Here is a 19,967-nt window from a genome sequence, read left to right as displayed (position 1 = left end):
GATTCGCAAGATCGGCATCCATCAAATTTGATTGACCGAGTGATTGTCCTGCAACAATACTTATCCCAACGCATGAGAGGTGGCTCTCGTGCCTACGTTCCGAGGCCCGCTTGAGAGAAATCTCTGCGGGCTTTCGTGTTTCTAGAGCGTTAATAAAGCAAACCCGACACACGATGTCGGGTTTGCTTTTGGGAAGAATGTTTATCTGCTATCGCGGATCAACGTTATCCAACACCCGATTCGCCAGCAATGAACTCAGCTCAATCAGTTGCTGGACGCCCAGAAGGATGTGCCGGCGAGGACCATCCAAATCGAAGGCCAGGTTGCTGACCATCGCATCAGCTGCCGCCAGGGTTTCGCTGAGGTTGGCGAGGAGGGATTCGTTGTCGGCGTTTTTTGCGACGGTGAAGAGCTGGTCCGGTTGGGACGCCTCTTCGGACTTTTCCGGTTTTGGTCGCAGGTAATAATCCAAGGCGCGATTGGTGGCTTCGTCGTGCTTTTTTGCCTTGGATTTGGCGTGGTCTGTCTCTGGAGGGTTCGGAGTAGGTTTGAACATTGGGACTTTCCTATATAGGGCCGCCACCATCTCGCTACTAAACGAAAGGAGGCAGCTGTGCGCAAGTTAGTAGACCGGTAAAGTCACCAAACCCGGCGCGCCCGAAGGCGCCTCGCGCACAGCCACCATCAAGTGCAGGCAAACGCCTGACTGGATGACACTCATGCAACCGAAGATGACTAACCGAGCTACTAAACCCGACCACTGATGGGCAATGGCAGGAAAACAATAGAACCCATGGTCAAGGCGCACAAGCGGGCGGATTCTGGCGTAGTTGTAGGCAATGGCGCAAGGATTCGTAGCTTGATGGAAGGATCGCGCCAGCGGAATAAACAGGGCTTGGTTTTGGCCCGTAAATCGGGCTAGACGGGTTTGCGGTTGCGGTTCGAAGTGGGTGATACGGTTTTGTCTGTAGGTATTTTTCGGGGTGGGTGAGGGCTGCTTTGCAGCCCAGCGGGAGCAAGCTCCCTCGCCACGTTTGACCGGTTGGGGATTCGGCGAGGGCGGCGGGAACGACGCAGGCTTTTTCAGCAATCACTGGCTCCCGAACCTCTATCCGCATTTGCCCAGTGTTCGGGCCGAATGAACCCTAGGATCCGCTTCATTGTTCGACAACCCTCATGATAAATTCCCGCCGCGACCTCTAATCGATAGAGGGCATTCAGGGAGAGAAAATCAGTGATCAAGTCTTTGTTGGTTGGGGCGTTGCTGGCAATGGCATCCGCATCGGCATCCGCGATGAGTTGCGATAACCCTAGAAACGCCTATGACAGAACCTATTGCGCGTCGCTGAAAATGGTTCAGTCGGATCAGGACATCAACGATCAATACAAGAAGACGATGAGTGCCCTGAACCCGGATCAAAAGAAAAAGGTGAAAGCCGCTCAAATCCAGTGGATCAAAAATCGTGACAGCGCCTGCTCCAACGATGGCCTGCTCTATCTGGACTGTGCCAACGAGAAGACCGAGGCGCGCATCGTCATTCTCAAGGCTGTCGAGCGCGAGTGCCGTGCTGCCGGTTGCGACGACGCCAAGCTGTCGCAAGTCGAGTAACCGATAAGCACGTCGGACTTGCCGTCGTACTCCAAGAAAAAACCCGACTTTAAGCGTCGGGTTTTTTCTTTGTGATCCGTGCTACGCAACGCCACGCTCGACCATCGCGCGCCATGTTTGGACACTAGGACGTTCTTGCATCCTGGCGTGCCACGCGCGCAGTGCGGCACATTCATCAGGCACGGGGAGCTGCACCAGCGAGGCGAAGATCATGCCGCCCAATACCGCAATGTCGGCCATCGAAAATCTGTCGCCCGCCACAAAGGGCTGGTCTTTGAGCAAGTTGTCGAAATAGCGCATGCCTCTGATCGCCTTATCGCGCATCCGGCCGCCCCACTCGGCATTCTGGTACAGCTCAACCTCTGGGCCGAGGCCCGGCGTGGCATGGTGGAAGTATGTGCTGACGGCGTCGAGAAACTCGATCTCGGCACGCTTGGTCATCATGTGGATGAGGCCTTTTTCAACAGGCGTTTCGCCCGTCAGCGTCGGTTCGCCGACCAGGCTGTCCAGGTACTGGGTAATCGCCGTGCATTCGGCTATCCGCGTCCCATCGCTCAGCTCCAGGACGGGCAATGTCCCCGAGTAGTTGATGGCGAGGAATTCCGGTTTCTTATGCTCACCGGTCCAGAGATTCACTGGAATGAATTCGATTTTTGGCAACAGGCCTTTTTCCGCCAGTGCAATGCGCACGCGGGCGGGGTAGGGGCCGTTGAACCAATCGTAGATTTTCATTTCAGGAACCGTGGAAATGTCAGCGTGTGGATGTGAAGAAGACATGATTGGAATACCTGCCTGTCAATTGGTAGGTAAAAGACTGGACCGATATTTTGGCACTGTCAATCCCCTACCTGACAATTGGCAGGTAAGCGAATCTGGGCGTAGAATCGCATTCAAATGAGTGCATCGACTAGGTAAACGAGGCTGCAACGTGAACGAAAATGCTCGAGAAGCCATCTTGGCGGCGGCGAAATCCGCTGCCCAACTGCACGGTTACAGCGGGATCAATTTCCGTAGCATTGCCGACCAGGTAGGCATCAAGAACGCCAGCATTTACTACCACTTTCCGAGCAAGGCGGGGTTGGCTGCTGCGGTCGCGGAACGCTATTGGCAGGACGTGCAGCGGGCACTAGACGAGATACGCGCCGCCAATGCCGAGCCAAAAGTGTGCTTGCAGCTGTACCCGTCCCTTTTTCGAAAATCGCTTGAGGACGGCAACAGGCTGTGTCTGTCCAGCTTCATGGCCGCCGAATACGAGGGCCTTCCCGATGAAGTCTTGCGGGAAATCCGGGCATTTGCGGACGTTAACGTAACGTGGCTCGCCCAGGTGTTGGCGGATGCCGGAATGGGCAGCGCAGCGGAGTGTGAACGTAGAGCCCTGGCCATTTACACCGCTGTGGCGGGTGCTCAGTTAATCGCGCGGACTCGGGCGGATGTCGGTCTGTTCGATGATCTGATTTTGAGCTACCGGGAGGCAGGATTGATTCCGGCCTGATTCCTGTAAAGAAGATGATGCAGTTTGTTTGTAGGAATGGTTGGGGCTGCTGCGCAGCCCAGCGGGAGCAAGCTCCCTCGCCACGGGGTTTCGGTTCAATCGGGGCTTTGGGTGTAATTCAGTTGTTTGCGTTGGTGGCAGGGTGCCACAATCGCCGTTTTCGTTGCGTCACGATCAGGTGGATCAAATGGATGGCCCAAGATCTCGGAACGGCCAGGCTTTTTTCATAGCCGAGCAGGTGCGAACGGACCGATTGCAGCAACTGTTTCGCCAGTCCGTTTCTGCGGTTTTCGGCAGTTACCTGGCTGCCATCATGCTGAGTTGGCTGTGTTGGGATCGGTTTGAGCACAGCGTCATTTTTTGGTGGATTGCCATCCTGACCGCATCGACGCTGTTGCGTATCGCGATGTTTGTCGCCTATTTCCGCAGCGACGAAAGTGAACGTACACCGCAACGCTGGGAGCGCCGATACTGGGTCACGCTGGTGCTGTCCGCCAGCATCTGGGGCGGCGGGGCGTTTGTGCTCATGCCGGCGGATGATCTGTTGTCCCAGGCGTTGGTCATGCTCTTCACCGTCGGAATGTCCGTCAGCGCGGTGTCCTGCTATTCGGCTTACCGCGACATGACGCTGGCTTCCATTGGCGTGGTGCTGTTCCCGTGCACCGCCTGGCTGCTGTTTCAACCGTCCCCGATTCAAGTCGGCATCGCCCTTTCGATCCTGGTGTTTGCGGCATTTGCCGCCCGGGCCACGCACAAAATGTCCCAGGCACTGGAAATCGCCTTTCGACTCACCCGTGAAATGGAACAGGCGAACAGCATTTCGACCCGTGCCGCACAAACCGATGAACTGACCGGCCTGAAGAGTCGGCGGGCTTTTTTCGAGCATGCCCAGCAGCTTTATGACGAATGTAAGAGCAGCCGGTTAGGATTGTGCGCCGTCATGTTGGACATGGATCACTTCAAGCACATCAACGACACCTACGGCCATCAAGTGGGAGATCAGGTTTTACGCGAGATGGGGACGGTGATCAGTTCATCGTTTAGGGCAACCGATATCCACGGACGACTCGGTGGGGAAGAGTTCGCCATTCTGCTTCCGGATACGTCCATCGAAGTCGCTACCAAAATTGCAGAACAGCTCATCGATACGATTTCGGGTTTGATGATCGAGCCTGTTCAGGGCATATCCGCCAGCCTTGGCGTGGCGTCGACGGGGACCTGTAATAAGGACCTTCACAGCTTGATGAACGATGCGGATAAGGCCCTGTATCGAGCGAAGGCGTTGGGGCGTAATCGAGTGGCGGTTGCTTAGTTGGGTTGGCTTTGCCCAGAGCGAAACCAAAAAAGAACCGCCAATTCGGCGGTTTTTTTATCAGCAGAAAATCAGGTTGTGGCACCGGCCATACGGCCCACGGGTTCAAGCTCCTTACCCTTGGCGAGGCTAACCGACAAGAACTGGCGCTCAATAGTGGTCGCGCAGCCAGCCAGACGGCGGGCCTCCGCTTGGTATTGAGTTGCAAGCGATGATTTTGGAGTGCGCTTGGAAGCCTTCATGGAAAACTCACAATATAATTGGGGCTAATGTTATGCCTCGTTCACCGCTATAACAAGGCGCCGCTGGTCGTCGAAATCGAAGCCCAGATACCGATACCACTGGACGGCGCCAGGGTCAGGCTCAAAAATCTCAATCTCGCGAAGCTTCAGCATTCGCGCATATCGGCTGATCGCGATCAAGACTAAACCGGCCACTTCACCCTTTAAAGGGTGAGTCGCGTCAGGCTTGCCCTCCAGGAGGACAACCTTGATGGACAAGGTGCTTGATTTGGGCGTGGCAAAGCAAAGCCCACATAACTCTTGGTCATACCACAGAGAAAGATCAAACGCTTTCCCGTCACGATTCTTCCAGACAGGTATTTCCTCCCATGGATAAAGTTGGGCTTCTGAGCCCCATAGATAGCATTGGTTGAGTGCCTCTTGGGTTATCGGCTCGTACCTTATCCGCGCAGCATCGATACCTTTCTCCGACAGTGCCTTAGGATCATCCACCAGAAACTCTTTAGCGAGCTGCATTGCGGTCGAGCGGAACACCTGATGCTTGAAGTTGCTAATGCGTGGTCGTTTCATGTGGTGAATACGATGATGGACAGGGCAAAAAAGACAATAGAGTCCGTGGGCGAGGCACACAAGCAGGTGGGTTCTGGTGTGGTTGTAGGCAAAGGCGCAAGGATGTGTGGGCTGGCGGAGGCGTGATGGTCGGGCGTTGATCGTACCCACGCTCTGCGTGGGCATGCATCCCGTGGCGGTCTGCGTCACCCTTCAGAAGCGCCCCTGACAGCATTCCTACGTAGAGCGTGGGGACGATCGAAAAACCCATCATTCTGCTATATGAATTTTCCTCTCTATGAAGGCCTGCCACTGCGCTGGCCCTGCTGATTTCCCTGGAAACTCCTTCCCCTTGGCTTTCCTCGCGGCCCACGCGGCTGACGATACTGCAAAGCCTAAAAATAAATTTCCTTTTAGATCAATTGCTTAATGCAAAAACAATAAATTTTTGAAAATTTATATTGCGCGCTAATTATTCATCCGTTAACTTTATCTCAACTGGTTAGCGCACAAACATTTAGCGCAAACCAAAACTAATCAGACCCGTCAGCAAAAGAGGAAACACCATGAACGTTCTCTACACCGCAGTCGCAACCTCCACCGGTGGCCGTGATGGCCGTGCTGTTTCCAGCGACAAGATTCTCGACGTGAAACTGGCCACTCCAAAAGCCCTGGGCGGCGCTGGTGGTGAAGCTACCAACCCTGAGCAGTTGTTCGCCGCCGGCTACTCGGCCTGCTTCATCGGCGCATTGAAGTTTGTCGCCAGCCAGAGCAAACGCAGCATTCCTGCTGACGCCTCGATCACGGCACACGTCGGCATCGGCCAGATCCCTGGCGGTTTCGGCCTGGACATCGACCTGCACATCAGCCTGCCAGGCCTGGATCAAGCCGATGCTCAAGCGCTGGTCGACGCGGCTCACCAGGTTTGCCCGTACTCCAACGCGACTCGCGGCAACGTCGACGTCCGTTTGCACGTCACCGTCTAACTCACATCATCTAAAAGGATCAGGACATGAACACTCTCGGCAAAACTCTCGTTGGCTCGCTTCTGGCGCTGTCGCTCAGCAACGCATTCGCGAGTTCTTTTGTTCAACCTACGTTCGCTGAGGGTGGTTCGGATCGCCTGATCGAAAGCCGTGTCGCTGAAGGTGGCTCGGATCGATTGATCCAGAACCGCGTCGCTGAAGGCGGCTCCGATCGACTGATCCAAAACCGCATAGCCGAGGGCGGCTCGGATCGACTGATCCAAAATCGCATAGCCGAGGGCGGCTCGGATCGACTGATCCAAAACCGCATAGCCGAGGGCGGCTCGGATCGACTGATCCAAAACCGTGTTGCCGAAGGTGGCTCGGATCGTCTGATCCAAAACCGCATAGCCGAAGGTGGCTCGGATCGACTGATCGAAAACCGCGTGGCCGAAGGCGGCTCGGATCGTCTGATGGAAAACAGAGTGAGCTGAACGATCCCTTCACCACTCCGAAAGCCGGTCGAACCCACCCATGTTGCTTCCAAAACAAAAGCGCCGCTTATCTCTCACGAGGAAGCGGCGTTTTTTTTAATGTGGCATAAGTCCTAGACGATGCTATCCACCACACCCCCATCAACACGCAGCGCCGCCCCAGTGGTGGCCGAGGCCTGTTCCGAACTGGCGTAGATGATCATGTTGGCGACTTCCTCGACGCGCGCTGCGCGCTGGATGATCGAGGTGCTGCGGTGCTCGTTGACGAAATCTGCCGCGACCTTTTCCAGGCTTTCCCCGCTGCGCTCGACGTCTGCCTGGAGCATCTGGGCAACGCCTTCGGAAAGGGTCGGCCCTGGCAACACCGAGTTCACCGTCACACCCGTGCCGGCGAGGCGCTTGGCCAGGCCGCGAGCGATGGACAGTTGCGCGGTTTTGGTGAAGCCGTAGTGGATCATGTCGGCAGGAATGTTCACGCCCGATTCCGACGAGATAAACACAATCCGCCCCCAACCGCGCTCGACCATGCCCTGGGCGTAGGCCCTGGAAATTCGCACGCCGGACATTACGTTGGTTTCGAAGAAGCGCTGCCATTCGCTGTCTGGCGTTTCGAAGAAGTCTTGCTGTTTGAAAATGCCCAGGTTGTTGATGACGATATCGAAGCTTGGGTGCTTGGTGACGAGTGCCTGGCAGCCGGACTCATGGCTGAGATCGCCGACAAAGCCAGTCGCCCTTGAAGAGAGGGTGCCCAAGCGTTGCAACGCATCCTCCACACTGCTCTCGCTGCGACCGTTGATGACCACGTGGGCGCCGGCTTCCAGGAAGCCTTTGGCGGTCGCAAAACCTATACCGCTGGTGGAACCGGTGACCAGGACGTGACGTCCGGTGAAGTCGATGTTCATGAGGGGACTCCTTGATGAATAGACCAGAGGAAGTGCGATCGTTCTGGCTGGACAGTCATCCAACGGACGTAGAGATGGCGTTGCCATCCCGACGTCGCCGATATCGCAGGTCTTTAATCATGGACACGATTGAGGCTTTGCGCCTCTTTGTGATCAGTCAGTCATCAGGAAACCGACCACACGGCCAGTTCATAACCATCCGGATCGATAAAGTGGAAACGTCGGCCACCCGGGAAAGCGAACACTTCACGGCAGATGGTCGCCCCTGCGGCTTCGAGCCTGGATTGAGTGGCTTCAAGGTCATCGGCGTACAAGATGATCAACGGGCCGCCCGGGCGCACCGGTTCGCCGGTCGTGAAGCCACCGGTCAGGCGACCGTCGCTGAATTCGGTGTAGGTCGGGCCGTAGTCGACGAAATTCCAGCCAAACACACCGCCATAGAAGGCTTTGCTTCGGGCGATGTCGTTGACATTGAACTCGATGTTATCGATCTGACGGTCTTTTCCGCGAATGCCCATTGATGCTTCCTTGGCTGGTTGGGGACAAGCAAGCTTAGGGCATCAGCCGACATTCATGTAAATGTGCCGGCCTCTTCGCGAGCAAGCTCGCTCCCACAGGGGTTGGTGGGGTGTTTGCTCATGGGGTGGGGCTGCTGCGCAGCCCAACGGGAGCAAGCTCCCTCGCCACAAGATTCGGTAGACCAACCTTTCAGGCCTGCGCGCTGAATCGCTGTGCAGCACGCCGTGCAAGCATCGCGGCTTCGGTCTCTCGCGTCGCCCGTTCGCCTTTGTAGGCCAGTTGGTTGAAAAACAACCCGTCCGAAAACTCCTGGGGAGACACCGAGCCTCTGGGTTTGAGCATCGGCGCCAAGTCGATGGTGTTGGCGAAGTTTTCCTTGGTCAGGTTGTAGCGGCCCAAGTAGCTGCCGGACCAGGGCGAGTCGGCGTCGACCATGTCGATAGAGGCGTCGCGGAACGCAATGGCCGCGGTTTTCAGGTCGCTGGAATCATTGAGCAGATCGGTCAGCCGCTGGGTGTCTGCGCTGCTGAGTTGGCCGGCCGTGTTGAGCACCTTGAGTCGGCCATCGGCCTCGACGGTGAAGCCGTACTTCTTGCCGGCCAGGTCCGGATGGGTTGCCGACAGCGTTGACTGGAAGGTCTCGAAAGAGGTCTTCAGGGTGTTTTTCGCGCTCTCGGCAAGTGCGGCGAATCGAGGGAAGTCTGGCGATTGGGAGCGACCGACCCAGTTTTCGATGACCACTGGCGATTCCACCATGATCTGGGCGTCGTCACTGGGGTGGTAGATCGCTGCAGGGCCGGCGTTTGCCAGCTGCTTTACGGCGTCTGCGGGAGGATTGGTTACCAGCTTCTGGTCGGAGCGGGTGAGGTTGGTGTTGGCGGGAGCGATAGCGGCAGAGCTAACTGAGAATTCCATTTCATCGGTCCATGATTGGCGGATACATCGGGTTATCGACAGCGGGGGACCGAGCTTTAGGAGCGAGGGCTGCTGCGCAGCCCGGCGGGAGCAAGCTCCCTCGCCACAGGAGAGTGGCGTCCGTGGTTATGCGGCGGCTGACGGGGCGCTATCGCGAGCAGGCTCGCTCCCACAGGGATTTGGGATGGATGCGATGCCTGTGAATGACTTGGAAAAACTGTGGAAGCTAAGCTTGCTCGCGATGGCGGCGGCGCATTCAACATCGATGCAAGCAGACCCACCGCTATCGCGAGCAGGCTCGCTCCCACAGGGATTTGGGATGGATGCGATGCCTGTGAATGACTTGGAAAAACTGTGGGAGCTGAGCTTGCTCGCGATGGCGGTGGCACATTCAACATCGATGCAGGCAGACCCACCGCTATCGCGAGCAAGCTCGGTTCCCACCGGGGTCTTGGGTGTTCACAGTTTCTGCATCCACCACAAATCCCAAGCCGCCTCGCTCATATGAAGCAACAGGCCTTCAGTACCACCGCGCCTCGCCCGGCGGGCGTTTCTTGAAGCGTTTCATGCTCCACATGTACTGGCTTGGGTAGGCCCGTACATAGCGCTCCACCACTTGGCTCATGGCGGCGCACGAGGTTTCGGTGTCGGTGCTGTACATCGCGTCCGGGGCGGCTTCGAGGATGACTTTGTAGCCCGAGCCGTCCGGCAGGCGCAGGGCATGAAGGAACACGCCGACTGCTTTACCGCCAGCCAGCATGTTCGGCACGAACTTGCTGGTCAGGGCCTGGGTGGCGAAGAAGGGCACGAAGATGCCGGCGGATTCGGACGGTTCCGGGTCGGCGGGAATGCCCACCTGGCCGCCTTTGCGCACTTCCTTGATGACGCTGAGGATGCCTTCCTTGGTCGACGCCGCGACTTTGTTGCCCAACTGTACGCGTTGTTTTTGCAGCAGTTCATCCACCGCCTTGAGCTTGGGCGGACGGTAGAAAATGATCGGTTTGCACTGGCTGCAATAGAAGTGGTTGAGCACTTCCCAATTGCCCAGGTGGCTGGTAATGCCAACCACGCCTTTGCCGGAAGCCAGGGCTTCTTTCAGCACTTCCAGGCCTTCGACTTCGCGCACCAGTTCGATGGAACGCTGGGCCGGCCAGATCCAGGCGCAGGCGCTTTCGGTCAGGGATTTGCCGATGTCCTTGAGGCTCTGGCCCACCAGGCGTTCGCGCTCGGCCGGGTCCATCTCGGGAAAGCACTTGGCGAGGTTGATCCGCACCACGTCGCGGGAACGGTTGGGAAATTTCCACATGAGCCAGCCAATCGCCGAACCCACTGCCTGCACCGCCCCCCAAGGCAGCAGCGCAAACAACCGCAGAGCGCCGACCAGCAAGGCGCCTTTCAACTTATCCACAGGTCACTCCTGAATGTATGGGCCGTGTTGCGAGCCGGCTATTCTAACCGCCGTTTACCAACTCGGCGTAGCGGTCGCAGTCCTGGGTGTGGTCCATGACCATGCCCGAGGCCTGCATCAACGCATAACAAATGGTCGGGCCGACGAAAGTGAATCCGGCTTTCTTCAGGCCTTTGCTCATCGCCACTGCCTCGGGCGTGATGGCCGGCACTTCGGTGCGGTCCTTGAAATGATTGATGATGGGTTGGTCGCCCACGAACGACCAGAGGAACGCCACCGGGTCTTCCAGCGCCAGCCAGGCCTGCGCATTGCGGCGGGCGGCCTTGAGCTTGAGACGGTTGCGGATGATACCGGGGTCGAGCATCAGTTCATCGATTTCCGCATCGCTCATTTGCGCCACCCGCTGCACATCGAAGCCGTACAACACTTCCCGGTAGCGCTCGCGTTTGCGCAAAACGGTGATCCAGGACAACCCGGCCTGGAACCCTTCGAGCAAAAGCAACTCGAACAAACCCTGCGCATCGCGCAGCGGCGTGCCCCACTCCTGATCGTGATAAGCCATGTACAACGGATCGTCAGAACACCAAAAGCAGCGTGGCATAAGGCTCCAGGGGGCGTGCGCACGAACGAATCGGGTATACTCCCGCTCTTTAAATCGCAGCCCAAGAAACAGGTGAATTTCGTGAGCCAGCCTACGCCAGCCGTGCGTACCTTCCAAGACTTGATCCTCGCCCTCCAGCAATACTGGGCCGAGCAAGGTTGCGTGGTACTTCAGCCCTACGATATGGAAGTAGGCGCCGGCACTTTCCACACTGCCACGTTTCTGCGTGCCATCGGCCCGGAAACCTGGAACGCCGCTTATGTGCAGCCCAGCCGCCGCCCGACTGACGGCCGCTACGGCGAAAACCCGAACCGCCTGCAGCACTACTACCAGTTCCAGGTGGTGCTGAAGCCGAACCCGGAAAACTTCCAGGAACTGTACCTGGGCTCCCTCAAGCACGTCGGCCTCGACCCGCTGGTGCACGACATTCGTTTCGTCGAAGACAACTGGGAATCGCCAACCCTGGGCGCCTGGGGCCTGGGCTGGGAAGTCTGGCTCAACGGCATGGAAGTGACTCAGTTCACTTACTTCCAGCAAGCGGGCGGCATCGAGTGCTACCCGGTCACCGGCGAGATCACCTATGGCCTGGAACGCCTGGCCATGTACCTGCAGGGCGTGGATTCGGTCTACGACCTGGTGTGGGCCGACGGCCCGTTCGGCAAAGTGACCTACGGCGACGTGTTCCACCAGAACGAAGTGGAGCAGTCCACCTACAACTTCGAACACGCCAACGTCGAGAAGCTGTTCGAGCTGTTCGATTTCTATGAAAGCGAAGCCAAGCGCCTGATCGAGCTGGACCAGCCGCTGCCGTTGCCGAGCTATGAAATGGTGTTGAAGGCATCCCATACCTTCAACCTGCTGGACGCACGCCGGGCGATTTCCGTGACCGCGCGCCAGCAATACATCCTGCGTGTACGCACCCTGGCGCGTTCCGTTGCGCAAGCCTACCTGCTGGCCCGTGCCAAGCTGGGCTTCCCGATGGCGACCCCGGACCTGCGTGATGAAGTGTTGGCTAAGCTGGAGGCTGCACAATGAGTGCTCAAGATTTTCTGGTTGAACTGGGCACCGAAGAACTGCCACCCAAAGCCCTGAACACCCTGGCCGATGCGTTCCTGGCCGGTATCGACAAGGGCCTGCAAGCTGCCGGCCTGAGCTACGAAGCCAAACAGGTGTACGCCGCGCCGCGCCGCCTGGCCGTGCTGATCACCGCTCTGGCGACCCAACAGCCGGACCGCAGCATCAACCTCGATGGCCCGCCACGCCAGGCTGCGTTCGATGCCGACGGCAACCCGACCCAGGCCGCCCTGGGCTTCGCCAAGAAGTGCGGCGTGGACCTGAGCGAAATCGACCAGAGCGGTCCGAAGCTGCGCTACAGCCAGAGCATCAAGGGCAAGCCGACCGCCAGCCTGTTGCCGACCATCGTCGAAGACTCGCTCAATGACTTGCCGATCCCCAAGCGCATGCGCTGGGCTGCGCGCAAGGAAGAGTTCGTACGTCCAACTCAGTGGCTGGTCATGCTGTTCGGTGACCAGGTCATCGATTGCACGATCCTGGCCCAGAAAGCCGGTCGCGATTCCCGCGGTCACCGCTTCCATCACCCGCAAAGCGTGCGCATCACCTCGCCGGCCAACTACCTGGCCGACCTGCGTGCCGCCTACGTGCTGGCCGACGCCAACGAGCGCCGCGAGCTGATCAGCAAGCGCACCGAAGAGCTGGCCACCCTGCAGGAAGGCACCGCCATCGTGCCGGCCAACTTGCTGGACGAGGTGACCGCGTTGGTGGAATGGCCAGTACCGTTGGTGTGCTCGTTCGAGGAACGTTTCCTTGAAGTGCCGCAGGAAGCACTGATCACCACCATGCAGGACAACCAGAAATACTTCTGCCTGCTGGACGCCGAAGGCAAGTTGCTGCCGCGCTTCATCACGGTCGCCAACATCGAAAGCAAGGACCCGCAGCAGATCATCGCCGGTAACGAAAAAGTCGTTCGCCCGCGCCTGACCGATGCCGAGTTCTTCTTCAAGCAAGACAAGAAACAACCCCTGGAAAGCTTCAACGAGCGCCTGCGCAACGTGGTGTTCCAGGAGAAACTCGGCAGCGTCTACGACAAGGCCGAGCGCGTGTCCAAGCTGGCCGCGTTCATCGCCCCACGCATCGGCGGCGATGCCCAGCGCGCCGCTCGTGCCGGCATCCTGTCCAAGTGCGACCTGTCCACCGAAATGGTCGGTGAGTTCCCGGAGATGCAAGGCGTCGCCGGTTACTACTACGCCCTCAACGATGGCGAGCCGCAAGATGTGGCCCTGGCACTGAACGAGCAGTACATGCCCCGCGGTGCCGGCGCTGAGCTGCCGACCACCCTGACCGGTGCGGCCGTGGCGATCGCCGACAAGCTCGACACCCTGGTGGGCATCTTCGGCATCGGCATGCTGCCCACCGGCAGCAAAGACCCGTATGCCTTGCGTCGCGCGGCGCTGGGCGTGTTGCGGATCCTGATCGACAAGCAATTGGACCTGGACCTGAACGACGCCGTGGCGTTCGCCGTCAATGCGTTCGGCAGCAAGGTCAAGGCCGCCGGCCTGGCCGATGCGGTGCTGGAGTTCATCTTCGACCGTCTGCGTGCGCGTTATGAAGATGAAGGCGTCGACGTTGCGACCTACCTGTCGGTGCGTGCCCTGAAGCCGGGCTCCGCCCTGGACTTCGACCAGCGCGTACAAGCGGTGCAGGCATTCCGCAAATTGCCGGAAGCGGCAGCGTTGGCGGCGGTGAACAAGCGCGTGTCGAACCTGCTGGGCAAGGCCGAAGGCAACATCGCGGCCACTGTCGAAGCCAAGTACTTCGACAATGCCAACGAGTTCTCCCTGTATTCGGCGATCCAACAGGCGGACCAGGCGGTACAGCCAATGGCGGCGGCGCGTCAGTACAGCGAAACCCTGGCACGCCTGGCGGCACTGCGCGAGCCGGTGGATGCGTTTTTCGAGGCGGTGATGGTCAATGCCGAAGACCCCAAAGTACGGGCCAACCGTTACGCGCTGCTGGCGCGTCTGCGTGGGCTGTTCCTCGGCGTCGCCGATATTTCGCTGCTGGGGTAACGCTTGAAACTGCTGATTCTCGATCGGGACGGGGTGATCAATCACGACTCCGACGCTTACATCAAATCGGTGGAGGAGTGGCTGCCGCTGCCCGGTTCGATCGAAGCCATTGCGCAGTTGAGCAAGGCCGGCTGGACGGTGGCGGTGGCCACCAACCAGTCGGGCATTGCCCGCGGTTACTATGACCTCGCCGTCCTCGATGCCATGCACGAGCGCTTGCGCGTCCTCGTGGCGGAGCAGGGCGGGGAAGTCGGCTTGATCGTCTATTGCCCGCACGGGCCGGACGACGGCTGCGATTGCCGCAAGCCCAAGCCGGGCATGTTGAAAACCATTGCCGCGCATTACGATGTGGCTTTGGCAGGTGTGTGGTTCGTCGGTGACAGTCTCGGTGACCTGGAGGCGGCCAAGGCCGTCGATTGTCAGCCAGTTTTGGTAAAGACCGGGAAAGGCGAGAAGACTCTGGGCAAGACCCTGCCGGTGGGCACCTTGATTTTTGACGACCTGGCGGCGATTGCCGCTGAACTTATCCACAATTAGAGCTCCCAAGACATCCTGATCAAGGACTGTTCGGGAAGCGCTTAAACAGGCGGGCAGTGCCCGCAACGGTAAACGCCGCTATGTCGATATTGCAGGCCATCAGAAGCTTCCTCTTTTACCTGCTGCTGGGCACCAGTTCCTTGTTGTGGTGTTCCTTGAGTTTTTTTATCGCGCCTTTTTTGTCGTTCCGGGCGCGCTACCGTTTCATTAACGTGTACTGGTGCCGCTGCGCACTGTGGCTGAGCAAGGTGTTCCTGGGCATTCGCTATGAAGTGAAGGGCGCCGAGAACGTGCCGGACCGGCCCTGCGTGATTCAGTCCAATCACCAGAGCACCTGGGAGACGTTCTTTCTCTCGGCCTATTTCGAGCCGTTGAGTCAGGTTCTCAAGCGTGAACTGCTGTTCGTACCGTTCTTCGGCTGGGCCATGGCGATGCTGCGCCCGATTGCCATCGATCGCGACAACCCCAAACTGGCGCTCAAGCAAGTGGCGAAGAAGGGTGACGAGCTGCTGAGGGACAACACCTGGGTGCTGATCTTTCCCGAGGGCACCCGTGTTCCTTACGGGACGGTTGGAAAGTTCTCCCGCAGCGGTTCCGCATTGGCGGTAAACGCTGAACTGCCGGTGCTGCCGATTGCACACAATGCCGGCAAATTCTGGCCAAAGGCTGGCTGGATCAGGACGCCGGGGGTCATCACCGTGGTGATCGGCGCGCCGATGTATGCCGAAGGCACTGGCCCCCGCGCCATCGCCGAGCTCAATGACCGCGTACAAGCCTGGAATGAACAGGCACAACGGGACATGGGCTCGCTTCCTCCCGGCCCTGTGGCGGAAGTCCCCACGGAACAAGCCGCTGTTTGAGATCTGTGGATAACCTGTGTACCGTTTTTTCGGAATTCGTTGTTTTTATGCTGTATGTGTTTGTTTTTAATACATATTTCATAAACACATAAAAGCCGTGTTCAGGTGCATAAGTTTTTATAGCACTCAAAAGATCGCAGCCTTCGGCAGCGCCTACGAGGATTGGATAGGTCCTGTAGTCGCTGCCGGAGGCTGCGATCCTTAATCCTCCAGCAACGGGAAGCGCAGGCTGAACGTCGTGCCCTTGCCCACTACGCTGTGGCACTCGATTTTCCCCTCGTGATGGTCCACCACGGCCTTGACCATCGATAATCCCAGGCCAATGCCATCCACCCCCTGGGCCGACGAAAATCGTCGGTACTGGCTGAACAGGTCCGGCAGTTCTTCGGCGCTGATGCCTTTGCCCTGGTCGGCGACATTGCAGATCAACCAGCCCGACGCGCAATGCACCTGCAGGGAAATGCAGGCGTCGGGCGGGCTGTACTTGATGGCATTTTCCAGCAGATTGAACAGCGCACGGGTCAGCAACGATTGATCCGCCCTCACCATCGCCTCTTCATCTTCCAGTTCATGAACCAACTGGATGCGCTTTGCCTGGGCGATGGGTAGCGCTTGGTCGAGCACATCCAGCACCAGCATCGCGAACAGCGTGGGTTGGAACTGATACGCCTCGGATTCCGCCTTGGCCAATTGCACGAAGCCCTCGGTCAGGTCCAGCGCGCGACGTACCTGGCGCTCGATCTGGTCGAACAACGGATGATCGCCGCCCGCCTGGTGCCGCTGCACATCGAGCAGCGCAAGGATTGCCGAGTGAGGCGCGCGTAAATCATGGGAGAGGAAACGCAGCATGACGCTACGCTGTTCTTCCGCCTCACGTTCGGCGCTCAGATCCGTGAGGCTCAGCAACCAGCCAATCGGCGCATCGCCATCAACCGGGAACAGCGCGGCCCGTTCCAAGCGCAAGCTGCGCTCGCGAATATCGCGAAACTCCACCAAGGGCAATGTGGATAACCGGTGATGCGCCCCATGCTCCAACCCGGGATAACCCAATTGCGCGAGATGCTCGAGCACATCGCCGCCCGCCAGGCCATGGCCGAACAGCTCACGGGCCTTGCGATTACCGAGCAGCAACTTGCCTTGAGGATCGCTGATCATGGTCGCCACGGGCAGGTATTCCAGGCCGTCGGCGATGAAGCGCCGGGTGTCGCGGGTTCGGCTCATGGCTTGTTCCAGGGCCATGATCTGCCCCTGCAAACGATCGCTGCCGGTGTACGAAGTACGACGACGTTCCGGGAAGACCTTGGGCTCCGCGTCCAGACGCGCCAGCTCCCAGCCGAAATAGGCCAGCACCACACTCAGGCGTCGCCAATTCCAAATCAAGTAGCCGAACATGATGCCCAGCACACTGGCCATGGGCGACCACCACCAACCCTGCGCGCCCAATACGGCACTGATCAGCAGGGCCAGGCTCATGCCGCCCACGGTTGTCCACAGGGCCAGGCGCGGGCGCAACAGCAACAAACCCAACACGCCCCCCACCAGGCACACCGACAACAACGCAGCACCTGAATGGTCGCCCGTTGATTGGCTGCTCAATGACAGCAAGGCCGTCAACGGCAACAGCAGCAGACTTATCCACAACCACTCCCGCACCAACTGGCGGAACAACCGCTGGACCTGGGTGGGCTCACGACTCTCACGGCGACGCTGGTTACTCATAGGCCTCCTGGCCGAACTCAAGAACTGGGGATCTCTTCACAGGTCTGTATCAAGCCCACGACTATAACGAACTCGATGGGTGGCGCGCTGCTGCCTTTCCCTCCGTGCGGCGAGCCGGTATTGTCGCAGCCAGCGACAGGTCAATGGATCAGCCCCTGGCTGCCTTTTATTGCCACCTGAAGATGTCCGTTATTTTCGAGATCAAGGAATCGCATTCCATGCGTGTCGCCATACTGGACGATGAACCGGCCGAGCTGCGCCGGGTAGAACAGACCTTGCAACAAATCCCCGGCAGGAACGAGCCAGCCTGGACGCTGCACAGCTTTGAGCGAGGCGAAGACCTGTTGCGGCAATTGCGCCGGGAAACCTTCGACTTGTTGATCCTCGACTGGCAACTGCCCGACCTCAGCGGGCTCTCGCTACTGCGCTGGACCCGCGAACACATGGATTCGCCACCGGCCGCCATCATGCTGACCAGCCGCGACGGCGAACACGACATCGTCCAGGCCCTCAATGCCGGTGCCGACGACTACGTGAGCAAACCCTTCAGGCCCAACGAGCTCAAGGCCCGGGTCACCGCTGTGCTGCGCCGTCATAACCTGCAACGCGCGCCCGCCAGCGACGTGCTGGTGTTCAACGACCTGGCGTTCGACGACGCCGAACTGACCATCACCCGCGCCGGCATTCCCATCAGCCTGACCGAACGGGAATACCGCCTGGCCCGGTGCCTGTTCGCCAACCTGGGCCGGCCGCTGTCCCGGGAATACTTCTACGAGCGCTTCTGGACCCATGAGGAAATGACCTCGTCCCGCCCGCTCGACACCCACATCTACCGTCTGCGCAACAAGCTCGGGCTGACGGCGGATCGGGGTTGGCAGTTGCTGACGATTTATGGGTATGGGTATCGGTTGGAGAGTGTCGCGGCGGGGAGTGAGGCGTCTGTCGCGAGTTAAAAAAGATCAGTTGGATACCTCTGTGGCGAGGGAGCTTGCTCCCGCTGGGCTGCGCAGCAGCCCCTTTTCTGTGAGTGCTCCGTCCTCAAGCGGGAGCAAGCTCCCTCGCCACAATGGATATCAACTGACCGTCCGCACCAGGCTCCCAGCCTTTGCGATCCGGCGGCGCTGTATCAGCAATCCGGACACGACCACCAGCCCGCTGAGCAGCCCCGTCGCCAGGATCTCCACACGGTGGGCTTCCTGGAACAGCATGATGGTCAAGGCCCCGACGATGAAGATAATCACCGCGTAGGTCAGGCCGGGGAACAGCCACATGCTGAAGGCGATTTTTTCACCACGGGCTATACGTTGCTTACGCATACGCAGCTGCGAAACCGCGATGACCAGGTACACCAACAACGCAATGGCACCCGAACTGGCCAGCAGGAATTCAAAGACCGCCGCCGGTGCCACGTAGTTGGCAAACACCGCGAGGAAGGCCGCACCGGTCGACAGCATCACCGCCCAATAAGGCGTACCGCTCTTGTTAGTGCGCTGGGAAACGGCCGGCGCATCACCGCGCTTGCCTAACGAGAACATCATCCGGGAGGCCGTGTACAGCGCCGAGTTCAAGCAACTGGTGACCGCCACCAACACCACGATATCGACGATCAGCTTGGCATTGGGAATGCCCATGCGTTCCAGCACCGTCTGGTAGGAGCCGACGCTGGCCAGGAGTGGGTCGTTCCACGGCACCAGGGCCACGACGATGAAGATGGAGACGAGGTAGAACAAGCCAATCCGCCAGATCACCGAGTTGGTCGCCTTGGAAATCTGCTGGCCTGGGTTCTTCGATTCGGCCGCGGCGATGGTCACGATCTCGGTGCCCATGAACGAAAACATGGTGGTCAGGATCGCCCCCAGCACCGCGCCCATACCGTTGGGCAGGAAGCCCTGGGTGTCGAACAGATGCGAAACGCCGCTGACCTGGCTGGAGGGCAGAAAACCAAAGATCGCCATCACACCCAGCCCGATGAAGCCAATGATCGCCAGCACCTTGACCAGGGCGAACCAGAATTCGAACTCGCCGTAATTCTTCACGCTGAACAGGTTGGTGACCGTCAACAGCAGGGTAATGACCAGCGTGAAGGCCCAGATTGCAATGTCCGGGAACCACGCATGAAGAATCGTTGCGGCAGCGTTGGCCTCCAGCGGAATCACCAGGACCCAGAACCACCAGTAGAGCCAGCCGATGGTGAAACCGGCCCAGTGCCCAATCGCTCGGTCCGCATACGTCGAGAAGGAGCCGGTGTCCGGCGAAGCCACTGCCATTTCGCCGAGCATCCGCATCACCAGCACCACCAAGGCACCCGCGGCAGCGTAGGCCAGCAGCACGGCGGGACCGGCCGCGGCGATCGCGTGGCCGGAGCCGACGAACAGGCCGGCGCCAATCACACCGGCGATGGAGAGCATCGTCACATGACGGGGCTTGAGCCCTTGCGTCAGATTATCGGAAGTTTGCGTACCACTCATTGAGACAACCCTTGGCATTTGGATTTATTCGTACCACCTCGATTCCATCGTTTTCTGTAAATTTAAAAAAACGATGTGTAAGTTATTAAACACGCAAGTTTTACGCCAGAAAACCTGAGGTCCCCGGTAGCCGGGGCCTTTCACAGATTCCTAACCCATTGAGAATGAAGGCTTTATGCCAGGATGTTACCCAGCTACCCCGTTTGTGCCGATGGGTCCGAGAGGAAGCGGATATTTTCAAGCGTAAAAAAAAGCCAACGCATGTGCGTTGGCTTTTTGTTGGAGCGGG

The 19,967-nt window shown here is 58.8% G+C and carries 20 protein-coding genes; 10 read left to right on the top strand and 10 right to left on the bottom strand.

Going from position 1 to position 19,967, the window contains the following annotated elements:
* Positions 1-208: 208 nt before the first annotated feature.
* The gene (locus HU715_RS20625) at positions 209-556 is read right to left on the bottom strand and encodes a DUF6124 family protein (protein ID WP_186706440.1); all 348 of its coding nucleotides are present in this window, start codon (positions 554-556) and stop codon (positions 209-211) included.
* A 678-nt stretch (positions 557-1,234) separates the two neighbouring features.
* On the opposite strand from HU715_RS20625, the gene HU715_RS20620 reads away from it, so the two are divergent.
* Complete coding sequence (locus tag HU715_RS20620; protein ID WP_033062452.1) at positions 1,235-1,609, top strand: lysozyme inhibitor LprI family protein; 375 nt, start codon at positions 1,235-1,237, stop codon at positions 1,607-1,609.
* 81 nt (positions 1,610-1,690) lie between these two features.
* On the opposite strand, the gene HU715_RS20615 is transcribed toward HU715_RS20620, so the two are convergent.
* Positions 1,691-2,341, bottom strand: coding sequence for a glutathione S-transferase (locus HU715_RS20615; protein WP_186706441.1), 651 nt, complete (start codon positions 2,339-2,341; stop codon positions 1,691-1,693).
* Between the two features lie 196 nt (positions 2,342-2,537).
* Here HU715_RS20615 and HU715_RS20610 point away from each other — a divergent pair, with 196 nt between their 5' ends.
* On the top strand, positions 2,538-3,101 hold the full coding sequence (locus HU715_RS20610; protein WP_186706442.1) for a TetR family transcriptional regulator: 564 nt from the start codon (positions 2,538-2,540) through the stop codon (positions 3,099-3,101).
* 187 nt (positions 3,102-3,288) lie between these two features.
* Positions 3,289-4,413, top strand: a complete 1,125-nt coding sequence (locus tag HU715_RS20605; protein WP_186706443.1) for a GGDEF domain-containing protein — start codon at positions 3,289-3,291, stop codon at positions 4,411-4,413.
* Positions 4,414-4,685: 272 nt separating this feature from the next.
* Here HU715_RS20605 and HU715_RS20600 read toward each other — a convergent pair whose 3' ends face one another.
* Positions 4,686-5,225 carry an N-acetyltransferase gene (locus tag HU715_RS20600; protein WP_186706444.1) on the bottom strand — a complete coding sequence of 180 codons (540 nt, stop codon included), beginning with the start codon at positions 5,223-5,225 and terminating at the stop codon, positions 4,686-4,688.
* 545 nt (positions 5,226-5,770) lie between these two features.
* Between HU715_RS20600 and HU715_RS20595 the strand changes: the two genes are divergently transcribed.
* Positions 5,771-6,190 carry an organic hydroperoxide resistance protein gene (locus HU715_RS20595; protein ID WP_030139009.1) on the top strand — a complete coding sequence of 140 codons (420 nt, stop codon included), beginning with the start codon at positions 5,771-5,773 and terminating at the stop codon, positions 6,188-6,190.
* A 26-nt stretch (positions 6,191-6,216) separates the two neighbouring features.
* Positions 6,217-6,663 carry a phage infection protein gene (locus tag HU715_RS20590; RefSeq protein ID WP_186706445.1) on the top strand — a complete coding sequence of 149 codons (447 nt, stop codon included), beginning with the start codon at positions 6,217-6,219 and terminating at the stop codon, positions 6,661-6,663.
* Between the two features lie 113 nt (positions 6,664-6,776).
* Here HU715_RS20590 and HU715_RS20585 read toward each other — a convergent pair whose 3' ends face one another.
* The 5 genes from HU715_RS20585 to HU715_RS20565 form a co-directional block, all read right to left on the bottom strand.
* Complete coding sequence (locus HU715_RS20585; RefSeq protein ID WP_186706446.1) at positions 6,777-7,565, bottom strand: SDR family NAD(P)-dependent oxidoreductase; 789 nt, start codon at positions 7,563-7,565, stop codon at positions 6,777-6,779.
* A 164-nt stretch (positions 7,566-7,729) separates the two neighbouring features.
* A complete protein-coding gene (locus HU715_RS20580; RefSeq protein ID WP_186706447.1) occupies positions 7,730-8,083 on the bottom strand; it encodes a VOC family protein in 354 nt (117 codons plus the stop codon).
* 190 nt (positions 8,084-8,273) lie between these two features.
* Positions 8,274-8,999, bottom strand: a complete 726-nt coding sequence (locus HU715_RS20575) for a hypothetical protein (protein WP_186706448.1) — start codon at positions 8,997-8,999, stop codon at positions 8,274-8,276.
* Positions 9,000-9,519: 520 nt separating this feature from the next.
* Entirely contained in the window at positions 9,520-10,407 is an 888-nt protein-coding gene (locus HU715_RS20570) for a lysophospholipid acyltransferase (protein WP_186706449.1), read from the bottom strand.
* 43 nt (positions 10,408-10,450) lie between these two features.
* Positions 10,451-11,008 (bottom strand): DNA-3-methyladenine glycosylase I, encoded by a 558-nt coding sequence (locus tag HU715_RS20565; protein WP_186706450.1) that lies wholly within the window; start codon positions 11,006-11,008, stop codon positions 10,451-10,453.
* An 81-nt stretch (positions 11,009-11,089) separates the two neighbouring features.
* Between HU715_RS20565 and glyQ the strand changes: the two genes are divergently transcribed.
* The 4 genes from glyQ (at position 11,090) to HU715_RS20545 (ending at position 15,491) form a co-directional block, all read left to right on the top strand.
* Positions 11,090-12,043: a glycine--tRNA ligase subunit alpha gene (gene glyQ / locus HU715_RS20560; RefSeq protein ID WP_003177094.1), complete on the top strand. Its 954-nt coding sequence runs from the start codon at positions 11,090-11,092 to the stop codon at positions 12,041-12,043.
* Positions 12,040-14,094, top strand: coding sequence for a glycine--tRNA ligase subunit beta (gene glyS, locus HU715_RS20555; protein ID WP_186706451.1), 2,055 nt, complete (start codon positions 12,040-12,042; stop codon positions 14,092-14,094). Before glyQ ends, glyS begins: the two co-directional genes overlap by 4 nt.
* A gap of 3 nt (positions 14,095-14,097) precedes the next feature.
* Positions 14,098-14,631, top strand: a complete 534-nt coding sequence (gmhB, locus tag HU715_RS20550; RefSeq protein WP_186706452.1) for a D-glycero-beta-D-manno-heptose 1,7-bisphosphate 7-phosphatase — start codon at positions 14,098-14,100, stop codon at positions 14,629-14,631.
* 80 nt (positions 14,632-14,711) lie between these two features.
* The gene (locus tag HU715_RS20545) at positions 14,712-15,491 is read left to right on the top strand and encodes a lysophospholipid acyltransferase family protein (protein WP_186706453.1); all 780 of its coding nucleotides are present in this window, start codon (positions 14,712-14,714) and stop codon (positions 15,489-15,491) included.
* A gap of 201 nt (positions 15,492-15,692) precedes the next feature.
* Here HU715_RS20545 and HU715_RS20540 read toward each other — a convergent pair whose 3' ends face one another.
* Positions 15,693-17,210, bottom strand: coding sequence for a sensor histidine kinase (locus HU715_RS20540; RefSeq protein WP_186706454.1), 1,518 nt, complete (start codon positions 17,208-17,210; stop codon positions 15,693-15,695).
* 218 nt (positions 17,211-17,428) lie between these two features.
* Here HU715_RS20540 and HU715_RS20535 point away from each other — a divergent pair, with 218 nt between their 5' ends.
* The gene (locus HU715_RS20535; protein WP_186706455.1) at positions 17,429-18,163 is read left to right on the top strand and encodes a response regulator transcription factor; all 735 of its coding nucleotides are present in this window, start codon (positions 17,429-17,431) and stop codon (positions 18,161-18,163) included.
* A gap of 120 nt (positions 18,164-18,283) precedes the next feature.
* Here the strand turns inward: HU715_RS20535 and gabP are convergent, their stop codons facing one another.
* Positions 18,284-19,678, bottom strand: coding sequence for a GABA permease (gene gabP, locus HU715_RS20530; RefSeq protein WP_186706456.1), 1,395 nt, complete (start codon positions 19,676-19,678; stop codon positions 18,284-18,286).
* Positions 19,679-19,967 lie beyond the last annotated feature (289 nt).

The sequence above is a fragment of the Pseudomonas zanjanensis genome (assembly GCF_014268745.2).
Lineage (GTDB): Bacteria > Pseudomonadota > Gammaproteobacteria > Pseudomonadales > Pseudomonadaceae > Aquipseudomonas > Aquipseudomonas zanjanensis.
This window is presented reverse-complemented; position numbering and strand designations above follow the sequence as displayed.

Excerpts from the sequence above, each read along its gene's own strand:
- HU715_RS20590 (WP_186706445.1), top strand. The coding sequence starts at position 6,217 with ATGAACACTCTCGGCAAAACTCTCGTTGGCTCGCTTCTGGCGCTGTCG.
- HU715_RS20545 (WP_186706453.1), top strand. The coding sequence starts at position 14,712 with ATGTCGATATTGCAGGCCATCAGAAGCTTCCTCTTTTACCTGCTGCTG.
- HU715_RS20580 (WP_186706447.1), bottom strand. The coding sequence starts at position 8,083 with ATGGGCATTCGCGGAAAAGACCGTCAGATCGATAACATCGAGTTCAAT.
- HU715_RS20540 (WP_186706454.1), bottom strand. The coding sequence starts at position 17,210 with ATGAGTAACCAGCGTCGCCGTGAGAGTCGTGAGCCCACCCAGGTCCAG.
- glyS (WP_186706451.1), top strand. The coding sequence starts at position 12,040 with ATGAGTGCTCAAGATTTTCTGGTTGAACTGGGCACCGAAGAACTGCCA.
- HU715_RS20535 (WP_186706455.1), top strand. The coding sequence starts at position 17,429 with ATGCGTGTCGCCATACTGGACGATGAACCGGCCGAGCTGCGCCGGGTA.
- HU715_RS20565 (WP_186706450.1), bottom strand. The coding sequence starts at position 11,008 with ATGCCACGCTGCTTTTGGTGTTCTGACGATCCGTTGTACATGGCTTAT.
- HU715_RS20595 (WP_030139009.1), top strand. The coding sequence starts at position 5,771 with ATGAACGTTCTCTACACCGCAGTCGCAACCTCCACCGGTGGCCGTGAT.
- HU715_RS20605 (WP_186706443.1), top strand. The coding sequence starts at position 3,289 with ATGGATGGCCCAAGATCTCGGAACGGCCAGGCTTTTTTCATAGCCGAG.
- HU715_RS20585 (WP_186706446.1), bottom strand. The coding sequence starts at position 7,565 with ATGAACATCGACTTCACCGGACGTCACGTCCTGGTCACCGGTTCCACC.
- HU715_RS20600 (WP_186706444.1), bottom strand. The coding sequence starts at position 5,225 with ATGAAACGACCACGCATTAGCAACTTCAAGCATCAGGTGTTCCGCTCG.
- gabP (WP_186706456.1), bottom strand. The coding sequence starts at position 19,678 with ATGAGTGGTACGCAAACTTCCGATAATCTGACGCAAGGGCTCAAGCCC.
- HU715_RS20575 (WP_186706448.1), bottom strand. The coding sequence starts at position 8,999 with ATGGAATTCTCAGTTAGCTCTGCCGCTATCGCTCCCGCCAACACCAAC.
- HU715_RS20625 (WP_186706440.1), bottom strand. The coding sequence starts at position 556 with ATGTTCAAACCTACTCCGAACCCTCCAGAGACAGACCACGCCAAATCC.
- HU715_RS20615 (WP_186706441.1), bottom strand. The coding sequence starts at position 2,341 with ATGAAAATCTACGATTGGTTCAACGGCCCCTACCCCGCCCGCGTGCGC.